The organism is Streptomyces sp. NPDC026538 (assembly GCF_055567535.1).
Genome location: NZ_JBVHQG010000001.1, coordinates 1,391,997 through 1,405,383, shown reverse-complemented (window position 1 = coordinate 1,405,383; position 13,387 = coordinate 1,391,997). Strand labels below are relative to the sequence as shown.

At 70.4% G+C, this 13,387-nt stretch carries 13 protein-coding genes; 10 read left to right on the top strand and 3 right to left on the bottom strand.

Annotation, left to right across the window (positions count from 1 at the left end; translation table 11 throughout):
* The first annotated feature begins 31 nt into the window (after positions 1-31).
* The 5 genes from ACZ4N4_RS06350 (at position 32) to ACZ4N4_RS06330 (ending at position 6,280) form a co-directional block, all read left to right on the top strand.
* Positions 32-343 carry a hypothetical protein gene (locus tag ACZ4N4_RS06350; protein WP_467585015.1) on the top strand — a complete coding sequence of 104 codons (312 nt, stop codon included), beginning with the start codon at positions 32-34 and terminating at the stop codon, positions 341-343.
* Between the two features lie 7 nt (positions 344-350).
* Positions 351-4,721, top strand: coding sequence for an RHS repeat-associated core domain-containing protein (locus tag ACZ4N4_RS06345; protein WP_467585012.1), 4,371 nt, complete (start codon positions 351-353; stop codon positions 4,719-4,721).
* Positions 4,722-4,771: 50 nt separating this feature from the next.
* Positions 4,772-5,179: a CDI toxin immunity protein gene (locus ACZ4N4_RS06340; RefSeq protein ID WP_467585009.1), complete on the top strand. Its 408-nt coding sequence runs from the start codon at positions 4,772-4,774 to the stop codon at positions 5,177-5,179.
* A gap of 284 nt (positions 5,180-5,463) precedes the next feature.
* The gene (locus ACZ4N4_RS06335; protein ID WP_467585006.1) at positions 5,464-5,967 is read left to right on the top strand and encodes an Imm50 family immunity protein; all 504 of its coding nucleotides are present in this window, start codon (positions 5,464-5,466) and stop codon (positions 5,965-5,967) included.
* Positions 5,957-6,280 carry an Imm50 family immunity protein gene (locus ACZ4N4_RS06330; RefSeq protein WP_467585004.1) on the top strand — a complete coding sequence of 108 codons (324 nt, stop codon included), beginning with the start codon at positions 5,957-5,959 and terminating at the stop codon, positions 6,278-6,280. The genes ACZ4N4_RS06335 and ACZ4N4_RS06330 overlap by 11 nt, the downstream gene beginning before the upstream one ends.
* Positions 6,281-6,325: 45 nt before the next feature.
* Here the strand turns inward: ACZ4N4_RS06330 and ACZ4N4_RS06325 are convergent, their stop codons facing one another.
* Positions 6,326-7,744, bottom strand: a complete 1,419-nt coding sequence (locus ACZ4N4_RS06325; protein WP_467585001.1) for an MFS transporter — start codon at positions 7,742-7,744, stop codon at positions 6,326-6,328.
* Positions 7,745-7,812: 68 nt separating this feature from the next.
* Between ACZ4N4_RS06325 and ACZ4N4_RS06320 the strand changes: the two genes are divergently transcribed.
* From ACZ4N4_RS06320 to ACZ4N4_RS06305, 4 genes are all read left to right on the top strand, one after another.
* The gene (locus ACZ4N4_RS06320) at positions 7,813-8,340 is read left to right on the top strand and encodes a winged helix-turn-helix transcriptional regulator (protein ID WP_467584999.1); all 528 of its coding nucleotides are present in this window, start codon (positions 7,813-7,815) and stop codon (positions 8,338-8,340) included.
* A gap of 32 nt (positions 8,341-8,372) precedes the next feature.
* Entirely contained in the window at positions 8,373-8,693 is a 321-nt protein-coding gene (locus ACZ4N4_RS06315) for a DUF6412 domain-containing protein (RefSeq protein WP_467584996.1), read from the top strand.
* A 99-nt stretch (positions 8,694-8,792) separates the two neighbouring features.
* Entirely contained in the window at positions 8,793-9,503 is a 711-nt protein-coding gene (locus tag ACZ4N4_RS06310) for a YidC/Oxa1 family membrane protein insertase (protein WP_467584993.1), read from the top strand.
* A 129-nt stretch (positions 9,504-9,632) separates the two neighbouring features.
* Positions 9,633-10,490, top strand: a complete 858-nt coding sequence (locus ACZ4N4_RS06305) for a fumarylacetoacetate hydrolase family protein (RefSeq protein ID WP_467584990.1) — start codon at positions 9,633-9,635, stop codon at positions 10,488-10,490.
* Positions 10,491-10,597: 107 nt separating this feature from the next.
* Here ACZ4N4_RS06305 and ACZ4N4_RS06300 read toward each other — a convergent pair whose 3' ends face one another.
* Together ACZ4N4_RS06300 and ACZ4N4_RS06295 are read right to left on the bottom strand one after the other, a co-directional pair.
* Positions 10,598-11,098, bottom strand: a complete 501-nt coding sequence (locus ACZ4N4_RS06300) for a heme-degrading domain-containing protein (protein WP_453571932.1) — start codon at positions 11,096-11,098, stop codon at positions 10,598-10,600.
* Positions 11,098-12,168: a Gfo/Idh/MocA family protein gene (locus ACZ4N4_RS06295; RefSeq protein ID WP_467584986.1), complete on the bottom strand. Its 1,071-nt coding sequence runs from the start codon at positions 12,166-12,168 to the stop codon at positions 11,098-11,100. The genes ACZ4N4_RS06300 and ACZ4N4_RS06295 overlap by 1 nt, the downstream gene beginning before the upstream one ends.
* A 48-nt stretch (positions 12,169-12,216) precedes the next feature.
* On the opposite strand from ACZ4N4_RS06295, the gene ACZ4N4_RS06290 reads away from it, so the two are divergent.
* Positions 12,217-13,341: an ROK family transcriptional regulator gene (locus tag ACZ4N4_RS06290; protein ID WP_467584983.1), complete on the top strand. Its 1,125-nt coding sequence runs from the start codon at positions 12,217-12,219 to the stop codon at positions 13,339-13,341.
* Positions 13,342-13,387: the final 46 nt, after the last annotated feature.

The following is a 13,387-nucleotide window of genomic DNA, read 5'->3' as shown; positions in this document are numbered from 1 at the left end:
TGTGCACAGCGTGAATACGGGGGTGGGCGGCATGTCGGACCTGAAGAAGGAAGCCGCGTCCATGCACAGGGCGGCCTCGGGGCTGCGGGGCGTGGGGCATCACACGGCGAAGCCGTTGCAGCAGTTCGAGGCGCAGTCCCATGACCTAGGCGCACTGGGGGCGCTGGGCTCGCTGCTGGGGGCGAAGGGCGAGATAGAGCAGGGCATGACCACCCTGGCCAAGCTCACCAAACAGCTGGGCGAGGAGTGGGACGCGGAGGCGAAGCTGATCGGCGAGGTGTCCGACGCCTTCGATCTGCTGGACGTGCTGATCGCGGCCGCGGCCCAGGAAAAGAAGGGCTGAGCCGGGCGTGGTCGACCTCAACCCTTTGCACTACATCAACAAGTTCAACCACATGTTCGGCGACTCGGTCGCCAGTGGTCTTGAGTTCCTGGGCATCTCGGATCCGGCGGTGGACCCGGACGGGGTGCGGGAGATCGCGAAGAAGTGGCGGAGCCTGGCCTCGGGTCTGGACGACGCGGCGACCGCGGCCGAGCGGGCGTTGCGGGGTGTGGAGTGGGAGGGCAAGGCCGCCAAGGCGTTCGGCAAGCGTTCCAAGGCGGCCCGTAAGCAGGCCACCGAGATGGCGCACGCGCTGCGTGAGGGTGCCAAGGCGCTGGACGACTTCGCGGACAAGGCGCACGAGTTGCTGTCCGAGATCGGCGTGATGCTCGCGGAGATCGTCGAGTTCGAGATAGCGGGCCTGGCGTTGTCGGTGCTGACCGCGGGCGCCTCGGACGTGGCCGCCACCCTGATGGCGGGCGAACGGGCGCTGAAGGTGGTGGCGCTCGTCGGGCGGATCGAGGAAGAGGGCACCGCCCTCGGTACCGCCGTGCGCGGGGTCATGGAGGTCATCCGGGGGGTGGAGCGGGCGCTGAAGGCGCTCAAGGAGATCCGCGGGGTCGCCGAGGTGGCCCGGATGGCCAAGGGAGGCATGGAGTTCACGGCGTTCCAGACGCTGTTGGAGGATCCGGGGGCGTTCAAGGACCCGGAGAAGCTGGCTGGTCTGCTGGCCGAGGGCGCTGTGATGGGCGTCGGGTTCGGGGTGCTGGGCAAGGCGCTGGGCAAGGGGCTGAAGGCGCTGGGGCCGGCGGCGCTGGCCAGGCTCAGCAAGTCGATGGGGCTGGACTGCGCGGCCTTCGAGCGGCTGAAGCTGAACCCGGGCTTCAACAAGCTGCCCGCTTCGATCCGCAACATGGTCAAGACGTTCGTGCGGGACCCGGTGGACGTGGCCACCGGGGACATGGTGCTTCCCCTGGTCGACCTACAGATCCCCGGTGTGCTGCCTCTGGTTCTGGAGCGCACCCATACCTCGTCCTACCGGTGGGGCGGCTGGTTCGGACCGTCCTGGGCCTCCACTCTCGACGAGCGGGTGCAAGCGGACGAGGAAGGGTTCGTGTTCGCGGCGGCGGACGGCGCCCGTCTGTGCTTCCCGTCGCCCGATCCGGAGAGCGGCGAGCCGGTCCTCCCGGACACCCCCGGCTCCCGTCTGACCCTGTCCTGGGACACCGAAGTCGACGGTGCTGTCCGTGTCACCGACCCGGACAGCGGCCTGGTCCGCGTCTTTCACTCCCCGGTCGCCGCGGCCGAGGACACGGCGGTCGACCTGCCCCTTCAGCGCATCCAGGACCGCAACGGCAACCGCATCACCATCTCCTATTCCCAGGGAGACCTGCCGGTGACGGTCGTCCACTCCGGCGGCTACCGCATAGCCCTCGACCACGACCCGGCCCGCTCCCGCATCACCGGACTGCGTCTGCTCGACCCCGCTCACCCGGACCGACCGGGCACCCCTCTGCTCACCTTCCGCTATGACGAGCGGGGTCATCTCGTCGAGGAGACCAACTCTTCGGGGCTGCCGATGCGGTACACCTACGACGCCGAGGGCCGCATCACCTCCTGGACCGACCGCAACGGCAACACCTACTGGTACGAGTACGACGGTCAGGGGCGCGTGATCGCCACGGGCGGAGCGGGCGATGCCCTGGCCTCCGTCCTGACCTACGACGACGTCACCCGGACGACGACGGTGACAGACTCCCTCGGTCACAGCCGCGTCTACGAACACAACGAGTCTCTGCGGCTGGTGCGCGAGACGGATCCGCTCGGCAATGTCACGGCACAGGCCTGGGACGACAGTTCGCGGCTCGTCACGGCCACCGATCCCCTGGGCAACATCACACGCTACGGCTACGACGAGCAGGGCCGCGTCACGGCGGTCGTACGCCCGGACGGCCGGGCCACCCGAGCCGGGTACAACGAGTTCGGACTGCCGACGTCGATCATCGAGACGGACGGGACGGAATGGCACAGGGAATACGACGAACGCGGCAATCTCATTCGGGTCTGTGATCCGTCGGGAGCGGTGACCAGGGCCAGATACAACGCGCTGGGACATGTCACCGCGTTCGTCGACGCACTCGGTCACACCACGAAGGTGCACTGCAACGCCGCCGGGCTTCCCGAGCGCATCACCGACCCGCTCGGCGCGACGGTCCGCTACGAACGGAACGCACTGGGCCAGCCCGTCGCCTTCGTCGATCCGACAGGACATGTGACGAGGCTGGAGTGGACCGTAGAGGGAAGACCGACGCGCCGTGTCACACCCGACGGGGGCATCGAGTCGTGGACCTATGACGGTGAGGGCAACTGCACGCGTCACGCTGATGCCGTGGGTGCCGTGTCGCACTTCGAGTACACGTACTTCGACCTGTTGGCCGCGCGGACCGGGCCGGACGGCGTCCGTCACGAATTCACCCACGACACCGAGTTGCGATTGGTGAAGGTCACCAACCCGCAGGATCTGACCTGGACGTATCACTACGACGCGGCCGGCAACCTGCGCCACGAGACCGACTTCGACGGCCGTACGCTGAATTATGAGTACGACCGGGGCGGCCGTCTGAGAGGCCGCACCGACGCTCTGGGCCACACGATCAGGCTCGAGCGTGACGCGCTGGGCCAGGTGACCCGCAAGGACGTCGAGGGGCGGATCACGACCTATGCCTACGACCCGGCGGGCCAACTCCTCCGAGCCGCAGATCCGGACACGACGCTTTCCCTGGACCGAGACGACCTGGGGCGGGTCCGCTCGGAGACCGTGAACGGCCGAACGGTGGCTTACACCTACGACGAGCGCGGCCGTCGCCTCGGCCGCACCACGCCCGGTGGCGCCCGGAGCACCTGGACGTACGACGCGGCCGGCAACCGGACTCGGCTCCTGACGTCCGGCAGGATCCTGGACTTCGGCTACGACCTGGCAGGCCGTGAAATCGCCTGCCAGGCCGGTGAATCGGTCTCACTCGCCCGTGCCTACGATTCCTCGGGACGCCTGACCACCCAGTCGGTGACCGCCGGGAACGGTCGCCTGACCCAGCGACGGACCTACACGTACCGTGCCGACGGTGCTCTGGCCGCCATCGACGACCTGCTCGCCGGCCCGCGTCGGTTCGACCTCGAAACGGCGGGACGGGTCACCGCGGTCCGCGCGGCGAACTGGACGGAGACATACGCTTACGACGCGGCGGGCAACCAGGTTTCGGCATCGTGGCCGGCAACCCACCCGGGAGGCGAGGCGGTCGGTCGGCGTGAGTACGTTGGCACCCGCATCGCCCGCGCGGGGAACGTCCGCTACGAACACGATGTCCTCGGCCGTGTCGTCCTGCGGCAGAGAACCCGTCTCTCCCGCAAGCCGGACACCTGGCGTTACGAGTGGGACCCGGAGGACCGTCTGACCTCGGTGGTCACCCCGGACGGTACGCGGTGGCGCTACACCTACGACCCGCTGGGCCGTCGTACGGCGAAACTCCGACTGGCCGACGACGGTGAAACGGTCCTCGAACGCGTCGACTTCACCTGGGACGGCACGACGCTGTGCGAACAGACCAGCACGGCGTCGAACCATCCCAACGCCGTCACGCTCACCTGGGACCACCAGGGCTTGCAGCCGGTAACCCAGACCGAGCGCATCTTCTCGTCCGACGCGCCCCAATCCGAGATCGACTCACGGTTCTTCTCCGTCGTCACCGACCTCGTCGGGACACCGAGTGAACTCATCGACGAGCGGGGGGAGATCGCCTGGCGGACGCGGAGCACGCTGTGGGGCGCCACGGCCTGGGCCTCGGACAGCACCGCCTACACGCCCCTGCGGTTTCCGGGCCAGTACTACGACCCCGAGACCGGGCTGCACTACAACTACTTCAGGCACTACGATCCCGAGACCGCCCGGTATCTCAGCGTTGACCCGCTCGGACTCGAGCCGGCGCTCAATCCGGTCAGCTATGTCGGCAACCCCCATATCTGGGTCGACCCGCTGGGCCTTGCCCCGGAGTACGATGCGGCGAAACGAATCCCTGAGATCACGGTGGGCAAGGACCCTCAGGGGAAAGTGCCTTTCGATTCCTATGAACAGGCCAGAAACAAGGCGCTGGAAATTCTGGGTGACATCGATCCGCATACCCGAGAGCCCTATGAGGGGCGAATGGGGAAGTCGGCCGCCTTCGGGCGTGTGGTTGGTTTCGAAACCCGCGTGAACGGGGAGTGGAAGCAGTTCAGAATAGACTACGATCCGGTAAAGGGGCCGCACATCAATGTGGCCGTCGGGAGAGGCGGGCAGCGGTACGCGGTCCGCTGGAACGGAACCGAGGCCGACATGCTGCGCATTCTGAAGGGAAACACCTAGTGGTCACGTCCAAGGCATATGGAAGTGCCAGGGGCCGCCTGGATGACCTCATGGGGGGTCTGGAACCGGATGAGCGCAGCCAGTTGATGATCCTTGACGCGGCGGAGAACGAGAAATTCGAGGCGGTGAGCCTGAACAGGTTTCCGCACTCCGAATGGACCGGCATCGACTGGGATCGGTCCGCTTTTTCCGAACAGGTTTTCACCTCCGGTGAGCCGGAAGCGGCGCGATTGATGAGCAGTTGGCTTTCCTTGCTGCCCGCCGACGGCCTGGCTGTCATTTTCTGGGGCAATATCAGGGTGCCCGCCGTGGCAATGCCGGTGGGGTGTGCGGCCAAATATGCGGAAGAAATCCTCTATACGAGCGACGATGTATGGCTGTTCGTGGTGGATGAGGGATTCCTGGTCGAGTACCAGCATGACGGACGTCTGACCGCGGCACACGTGCCAGGGGCGTGAGGTGCTTACCCCTCCTCCTCGCCATCGGCTCGGCGGAGTGGGAAGGGGTGTGGGGCAGCTGGAGGCCGCTCGAAGGGGCCGCTGCCAGGACCCCCAAGCGGGTGGTGGTCGGGCGAGGCGGCTCGCTCCTCTTCTTCGGGTGCTCGGCGGATCCCGCACACGGACACCGCGTCAGCCTTCAGTGAGGTGTGCCGGCAGGAGCGTCCAGGTGGGCGGACCGGTGCCGGATCCTCGTATGCACAGCACAGATCGCTGTCCGAGATCTCCGAGAAGGGAGTGGCCTCGTGGCCCTCGACGACCACCTCGTGAACCCGCAGGCACTGCGGTCCCTCTACGGGGAGGGGATCCCCGATGCGCTGGCCGGTGTACGGATCCGTTCCGTCAACCTCAACTGGCGTGGGCCGACCGTGCGGTTGAGGGTCGATCTGCCGGGGTTCCCGCGGACGCTGCCAGCGGAGTGGGGCGATGTGGACACCGTGCAGTGCCAGTTGGAGTTCCTCGCCGTGGAGCGGACGGCGATGGCGGAGTGGGCGCCGCCGGTTCTCGGGGACGTGCGGATGGTGCGGGTCGGGGACGACGGTCTGCGGCGGATGCGGGTCGAGGTGCTGGGGCAAGGCGTGGATCTGCGGTTCGAGTGCTACGAGAGGGCGACGGTGCGGCATGTGAGTGCGTTCCGATGCGGGAGCGGCGGGGACGACGGCGGGCCTCATCGGTTCGTCGGCAAGGTCGACTCGCGGCTGCACACTTTCCTTCCCGCCACCGATGAGAGGACCTTCTATGAGCACTGACTGGAGGGAGGTCCTCGATGCCTACGACTGGTCCCTGTCCTACGTCCATCTCGACGAGCGCGAGGACTCGGTGACCCTCGGGTTCGAGCGGAGGGCGGGCGGCGAGGGGTTCGCGTTCCACGTGGTGTTCACGGGAGTCGAGGGCCCACGGGTCACCGGGTGGGGGGCCACGGAGGCCCAGGAGGTGCGGGTCTCCGCGATGGCGGAGGGCGGGTACGACGTGCTGCTCGGGCGGGAGGAGTCCGGGATCCGGTTCCGGGCCGCCGGGGCCCGGCTCGGTGCCCGCCGTTCCGGTCCGGTGGGGTCCGACTAGGCGGGCGTCGACGAGGACGCCCCGAGCCTCGTCGTACCGACCCCTCTAGTTTTCGCGCTCCCGCAGCCCCAGCACCGCCCCCGCCGCCAGCAGTGCCAGTCCCGCCGACACCGTGAGGGCGATGTTCGCGCCGTGGCCCGGGCCGCCGGTCGACGAGGTCACGATGGCGATCGTCAGGGCGACGCCCGCGCAGGAGCCGATGTAGCGGAAGGTCTGCTGGGCGCCGGAGCCCATGGCGGCACGGGCGACCGGGACCGACTCGACCGAGAGCAGGGGCAGGGCGGCGTTCAGGAGGCCGCTGCCGATGCCGCCCAGGACCAGGCCGGGCAGCAGGCGTTGCCAGGAGCCCGAGTCGATGGCGCCCAGCATGGTCAGGACGCCGGCCGCGTGGAGGGTGAAGCCAAGCGCCAGCTGCCGGCGGGGCGGGACGCGGCCGGCCAGGCGCTTGGCCTGGAGCGCCACCATGAAGGACAGGCCCGACCAGAGCAGGAACAGCCACGCCGTGTCCAGCGGGGTCAGGCCGAGCACCTGCTGGAACAGGACCGGCAGGAAGCTGAAGAGGCCGATCACCGCGAAGCCCGTGAACAGGCCGCCGGCGGAGGAGGCCAGGAAGCTCGGGCGGCGCAGCAGGCTCAGGTCGATCATGGGGGTCGTGGTGCGGCGCTCCACCAGGACGAAGACGGCCATGAGGACCACCGCGGCCAGGAACAGCAGGCCCACCTCGGACCGCAGCCAGCCGTCACGGCCCAGGGTGAGCGCGGCCACCAGGGAGACCAGCGCCAGGCCGAAGGTGAGGGCGCCCAGGATGTCGGGGCGGCCGCCCCTCGGGGAACGGGATTCGGTGAGCGCCCGTGGTGACAGGGCGGCCACCAGCAGCGTCACCGCGGCCAGGACGGCGTAGGCCGCCCGCCAGTTGGGCAGTACGGCTGCCAGCAACGGGCCCGTCGCGATACCGCCGCTGACGAAGGCGCCCCACACGCCCGTCGCGTGCAGCCGGCCGCGTGGGCTCGGGAAGGCGTGCACCAGCAGGCCGAGGCTGCTCGCCAGGATCGCCGCGCTGGCCGCGCCCTGGGCGACACGGGCCAGCGTGAACAGCCAGGTGGAGTCGGTCAGCGCGCCGAGGGCGGTGGTGATGCCCAGCGTCAGCGTGCCGAGCAGGAAGATCCGGCGGCGGCCGAAGTCGTCGGCGAGGCTGCCGGCCACCAGGAGGAGGGCGGCCAGGCCGAGCGGGGTGCCGTTGATCAGCCAGGCCTGGGCGGAGAGCGGGGTGTGCAGGTCGGCCGCGGTGTCGCGGAGGGTGACCACGGGCGCGGTGTACGTCATCAGGCTCACGGCGGTGGCCGCGCTGGTCAGGGCCAGGGTGGCGCGGGCCCGGGGCGTCGTGTCGGGGTGGGGTGCCGCGGGCTCGCGCCGCGCACTCGGCGCTTCGACGCCAGTGAGGGTTCGTTCATTGAACTCAGCCATGGTGGTACCGTAACACGGTAGGTTCGATGATTGAACCTACGGTCGGAGAGCTGACTAAGGTGGTCTCCATGGCACTGGGCAAGGACTATGTGACGCAGGAGTGCTCGATCGCCCGCGCGCTCGAGGTCGTCGGCGAGCGCTGGACCCTGCTCGTCATCCGCGACGCGCTCTACGGCGTCCGGCGTTACAACGACTTCCTCGTCCACCTCGGCATCCCGCGCGCCGTCCTGTCGGCCCGCCTCAGGACGCTCACCGAGGAGGGCATCCTGGAGAAGCGCCGCTACCAGGAGTCGCCGCCCCGGGACGAGTACGTCATCACCGAGCGCGGGACCGAGCTGTGGCCCGCCCTGCGCGCCCTCGCCGTCTGGGGGCGCGAGCACCTCATGGACCGCCGGCTGCGCTACTTCCGGCACGTGGACTGCGGCACCGAACTCGGTTCGTACGGCGAATGTCCCGCCTGCGGAACCGTCGTGCCCGTCGCCGACGTTCTCATTACGCCGGGACCGGGGCTCGACCCCGACCCGGCGGATCCGGTCAGCCGGGCGCTGCTGAAGCCCAAGAGGCTCCTGGAGCCGCTGGAAACCGATCATGTATAGACGGCAGTGACCACAGGGAGGGGGGAGCGGGCATGCGCGTGAACAGCCGTTGGATGCTGCCGCCCCGTCCTGCCGCCGTCCTGCTGCTTCTCCTGCTCGACCTCCTGCTGCTCGACTCCGGCAGCCTCTTCACCACCGTCGCCCTCGCCGCGACCGCCGCGGTCGGCTCGGCCCTCGCCGTCGCCGCCTTCCGCGCCGCGCGCTCCGCACCCGCCGTGCCGCCCACCCGGGTCCGTACGGCGATACGCGACCGGGCCCGGCGTACCGCCTTCCTGCCGCAACGCGACCCGGACGCCAAGGGCCGCAGCCGCCCCCGAGCCCCCGGGCACGCCCTCCAGGCGACCACCGCGTAGGACATCCCTCGCACCCGTCCGGGTGTCCTCGCGCGGGTCGTCATGCCGTCCCACCTCTTCACCCACGGCACGACGAGACCCCCGGAGGGCTCCCCACTCATGTCCGTTTTCGCTGCCCTGGTCGAGCAACTCGCCGACCTGCTCCAGCCGTTCTTCCACGCCTCCGCGGCCGCCGCCGCGATCGTCCTGTTCACCGCGCTCGTACGACTGCTCGTGCATCCCCTGTCCCGTGCCGCCGCCCGTGGCCGGCGTGCCCGGGCCGCGCTCCAGCCGAGGATCGCGGAGCTGAGGAAGAAGCACGGGAAGGACCAGCAGGTGCTGCAGAAGGCCGTGCTGGAGCTGCACGCGGAGGAGAAGGTGTCCCCGCTGTCCGGCTGCCTGCCCGGACTGCTGCAACTGCCCGCGTTCTTCCTCCTGTACCACCTCTTCTCCAACTCCACGATCGGCGGCCATGACAACGGTCTGCTGAACCACTCGTTGCTGGGTGCCCCGCTCGGCGGCCGGGGAGTCGACGTCCTCGGCACCGGGTTCGGGACTGCCGGGCCGGTCTACCTGGGGCTGTTCGTCCTCGTCGCCGCCGTCGCCACCTTCACCTTCCTGCGCACCAGGCGGGCGGCGGCGGGGGCGGGGGCGGTCGTGAGCGGAGCGGAAGGCGAGCAGCTGCCGGGTCTGGGCGCGGTCAGCAAGGTCACGCCGTACCTGTCGTACCTCACGCTGTGCACCGTGGCCGTGGTGCCGCTGGCCGCCGCGCTGTACGTGGTGACCAGTACGACGTGGAGTGCCGTCGAGCGCGCCGTGCTGTATCGATGAGGGCGGGCGTACGGTCCAGTACGTGAACAGGGTATTGCCCGCTGCACCCGCATCTCAGAGGATCGACCAGTCCTCCGATGGCTGCACCCATCGGCCGGGCGCCCGCTATCAAGGGAGATGGTGACGACCATGAAGCTGCTGCGAGTCGGTACGGCGGGAGCGGAGCGGCCCGCTCTGCTCGACACCGAGGGGGTCCTGCGGGACCTGTCGGGGATCGTCGACGACATCGACGGAGCCCTGCTCGCCGACGGGGCCGCCCTCGGACGGGTCCGGGCCGCGGCCGACGCCGGCGAACTGCCCGCGCTCGACGCGAACGGGCTGCGGATCGGGCCGCCGCTGGGGCGGATCGGCAAGATCGTGTGCATCGGGCTCAACTACCACGACCACGCCCGCGAGACCGGGGCCGAGCCGCCGGCCGAGCCGGTGATCTTCTTCAAGGCCGCGGACACGGTCGTGGGGCCGAACGACACGGTGCTGGTCCCCCGCGGGTCCGTGAAGACCGACTGGGAGGTGGAGCTGGCGGTCGTCATCGGGCGTACGGCCCGTTATCTGGCCGACGACGAGGACCCGCTGGCGTACGTCGCCGGGTACGCCGTCGCGCACGACGTGTCCGAGCGGGAGTTCCAGATCGAGCGGGGCGGGACCTGGGACAAGGGGAAGAACTGCGAGACGTTCAACCCGCTCGGGCCGTGGCTGGTCACGGCGGACGAGGTCGGGGATCCGCAGGAACTGTCGCTGAAGCTCTGGGTCAACGGGGAACTGAAGCAGGACGGGACCACCGGCGAGCAGATCTTCTCGGTCGCGGAAGTCGTGCGGTACGTCAGCCAGTTCATGGTGCTGTACCCCGGGGACGTCATCAACACGGGGACCCCGGCGGGGGTTGCGCTGGGGGCGCCCGAGCCGAAGCCGTACCTGCGGGGCGGGGACGTGGTGGAGCTGGAGATCGGTGGGCTCGGTCGTCAGCGCCAGGAGTTCAAAGACGCGTAGGCGCTTCGCTGGGAAGGCCGGGGAACTGCGCAGGTCGCTCGGCTGCGGGCCGGATGTTGCTCGCGCAGTTCCCCGCGCCCCTGACGGGGCGCCACGGCTGACGGGGTTTACAGCTCCAGGAACTTTTCCAGGGCCTCCACCACGAAGCGGTGGTCCTGGAGTTGGGGGAGGCCGGAGACCGTCACCGAGCCGATCACGCCCACGTTCTCCACGGTGATCGGGAAGGAGCCGCCGTGGGCCGCGTACGCGTCGGGGTCCAGGCGGGAGGACTCCTCGAACGTCGTGCCCTTGGCCCGGAAGCGGGCTCCCACCAGGTAGGACGCGGAGCCGTAGCGTTCCACCACCCGGCGCTTGCGGGTGATCCAGGCGTCGTTGTCCGGGGTGGAGCCGGGCAGCGCCGCGTGGAAGAGCTGCTGGCCGGCGCGGTGGATGTCGATGGCCACCGGGGCCTGGCGCTCCCGTGCCATCTCCACCAGCAGGGAGCCGAGGGCCCACGCGTCGTCGTAGGTGAACTGCCGGAAGACCAGGAGGCGTTCCTGCTTCTCCAGTTCGTCCACCGACGGGGTGAGTTCGGGGGTGGACCTGGGGGTGATCTGTGGGTGGTGCATCAGAGGGTCACCGTCACCTTGTCTCGCGCCGAGCGGCGGGCTGCTTCCAGTACGTCCAGGGCGGCGGCCGCCTCCAGCGCGGTCACCGGGTTGGGGCCCTTGCCCCGCAGGGCCCCGGCCACGGCCGCGTAGTACGCGGGATAGTCGCCGGGCAGGGTCGGCACGGCACGGCCGCCGCCGGTGACCGGGGACTCGCCGGCGCCGATCCTGCCGTACAGGGACTCCGGCTCGACACCCCAGCCGGCGCCCGGGCGTTCGCCCTCGCGCAGTGCCGCCTCCTGCGGGTCCAGGCCGTACTTGACGTAACCCGCCTTCGAGCCCAGCACCCGGAAGCGCGGGCCGAGCTGGGCCGCCGTCGCCGAGGCGTAGAGGTGGGAGCGGACACCGCTCGCGTGGGTGAGGGCGATGAAGGTGTCGTCGTCGGTCTCGGCGCCGGACCGGCGGATGACCGACTCGGCGTACACCTCGGTGACCGGTCCGAACAGGACCAGGGCCTGGTCGACGAGATGGCTGCCGAGGTCGTAGAGAAGACCTCCGATCTCTGCCGGGTCGCCGGACTCGCGCCAGCCGCCCTTGGGCTGCGGGCGCCAGCGCTCGAAGCGGGACTCGAAGCGCCAGGGGTCGCCGAGTTCGCCCTGCTCGAGGAGGTCGCGCAGGGTCAGGAAGTCGTTGTCCCAGCGGCGGTTCTGGAAGACCGAGAGCAGCAGGCCCTGCTCCTCGGCGAGGGCGGCCAGTTCGCGCGCCTCGGCCGCGGTGCCGGCCACCGGCTTGTCGACCACGACCGGCAGGCCCGCCTTGAGCGCGGTCGTCGCCAGCGGGACGTGCGTCTTGTTCGGGGAGGCGATGACGACCAGGTCGAGGTCGTCGGCGCGGTCGAACAGCTCGTCGGGGGCGGCGACGGTCCGGACCTCGGGGAACTCGGCCTTCGCCTGCGCCTGCCGCTCGGGGTTCGAGGTGACCACCGTGTCCAGGGCGAGGCCCTCGGTGGCGGCGATCAGGGGGGCGTGGAAGACGGATCCGGCGAGGCCGTAGCCGATGAGGCCGACGCGGAGGGGAGTGGCAGCTGTCATGCCTCCCACTTTGGCAACGCTGTTGCCAAAGTGCAAGCGGCAGGGAGAATGAGTGGCGTGAACAGGACGAGAAGCGCAAGCGGACGACCGGGCGCGGCCGGCGCGAATCTGCTCGCCGTGCGCAGTCACAACACCGCGCTGGTGCTGGACCTGCTGCGCACGGCGGGGGAGGACGGCATCAGCCGGCTCGAACTGGCCGAGCGCACCGGGCTCACCCCGCAGGCGGTCAGCAAGATCACCGCACGGCTGCGCGAGGAGGGCCTCGCGGCGCAGGCCGGGCGGCGCGCGTCCACCGGGGGCAAGCCGGCCACCGTGCTGCGCCTGGTGCCTGAGGCCGCCCACGCGGTGGGGCTGCAGCTCGACCGGGACGAGCTGCGTGCCGTCCTGGTCGACCTCGACGGCACGGTCGTCGGCGAACGGCAGGGGGCGCTGGACCTGGGCGCGGGGGCGGCGGCCGTGCTGGGGGCCGCCGCCGAGCTGGTCGGCGAGCTGCGCGAGGAGGTGCCCGAAGAGGTCCTCGGGGTCGGCGTCGCGGCGCCCGGGCCGCTCGACCACATCCACGGTGTGCTGCACCGGGTCACCGGGTTTCCGGAGTGGGACGGCTTCCCGCTGCGGGACGCGCTCGCGGAGCGGCTCGGGGTGCCGGTCGTCGTCGACAAGGACAGCAACGCGGCCGCCCTCGGACTCGCCGTCGGCGGCGAAAGCGGCTCCTTCGCCTATCTGCACCTCGGTACGGGCCTCGGCGCCGGACTGGTGATCGGCGACAGCGTGCACCGGGGGGCGCGGACCGGGGCGGGGGAGTTCGGGCACCAGGTCATCCAGCTGGACGGCCCTCCGTGCCACTGCGGCAACCGGGGCTGCATCGAGGCGCTGTGCCTGGCCGCGGTGGGCCGCGCGGACCCGGACGAGGCGGCGCGGGTGCTGGGCGCCGGAGCCGCGAACCTGGCCGCGCTGCTCGACATCGACCTCGTGCTGCTCGGCGGCCGCACGGTCGCGGCCGCCCCGGAGACCTTCGTCCGCGGGGTCGCCGCCGTCCTCGACGCCCGCGCCCGCCGGGAGGGCAGCCTGGGGACGACCGTCCCCGTCCGGCTCGCCCCCGGCAGCGACCGGCGGGTCGCGGAGGGCGCGGCCCAGCTGCTGCTCGCCCCACTCTTCGGCCGCGCGGACGGGTGACCCCCGGCGGCTTACGGCAGACGGCCCCCGGCGGGTAGCGGAAGCT

Bases quoted from the DNA above. Each gene is read 5' to 3' on its own strand.
- ACZ4N4_RS06330 (WP_467585004.1), top strand. From the start codon at position 5,957: ATGAGCACTGACTGGAGGGAGGTCCTCGATGCCTACGACTGGTCCCTG.
- ACZ4N4_RS06310 (WP_467584993.1), top strand. From the start codon at position 8,793: ATGTCCGTTTTCGCTGCCCTGGTCGAGCAACTCGCCGACCTGCTCCAG.
- ACZ4N4_RS06350 (WP_467585015.1), top strand. From the start codon at position 32: ATGTCGGACCTGAAGAAGGAAGCCGCGTCCATGCACAGGGCGGCCTCG.
- ACZ4N4_RS06305 (WP_467584990.1), top strand. From the start codon at position 9,633: ATGAAGCTGCTGCGAGTCGGTACGGCGGGAGCGGAGCGGCCCGCTCTG.
- ACZ4N4_RS06295 (WP_467584986.1), bottom strand. From the start codon at position 12,168: ATGACAGCTGCCACTCCCCTCCGCGTCGGCCTCATCGGCTACGGCCTC.
- ACZ4N4_RS06290 (WP_467584983.1), top strand. From the start codon at position 12,217: ATGAGTGGCGTGAACAGGACGAGAAGCGCAAGCGGACGACCGGGCGCG.
- ACZ4N4_RS06315 (WP_467584996.1), top strand. From the start codon at position 8,373: ATGCGCGTGAACAGCCGTTGGATGCTGCCGCCCCGTCCTGCCGCCGTC.
- ACZ4N4_RS06320 (WP_467584999.1), top strand. From the start codon at position 7,813: ATGGCACTGGGCAAGGACTATGTGACGCAGGAGTGCTCGATCGCCCGC.
- ACZ4N4_RS06340 (WP_467585009.1), top strand. From the start codon at position 4,772: ATGGGGGGTCTGGAACCGGATGAGCGCAGCCAGTTGATGATCCTTGAC.
- ACZ4N4_RS06300 (WP_453571932.1), bottom strand. From the start codon at position 11,098: ATGCACCACCCACAGATCACCCCCAGGTCCACCCCCGAACTCACCCCG.
- ACZ4N4_RS06325 (WP_467585001.1), bottom strand. From the start codon at position 7,744: ATGGCTGAGTTCAATGAACGAACCCTCACTGGCGTCGAAGCGCCGAGT.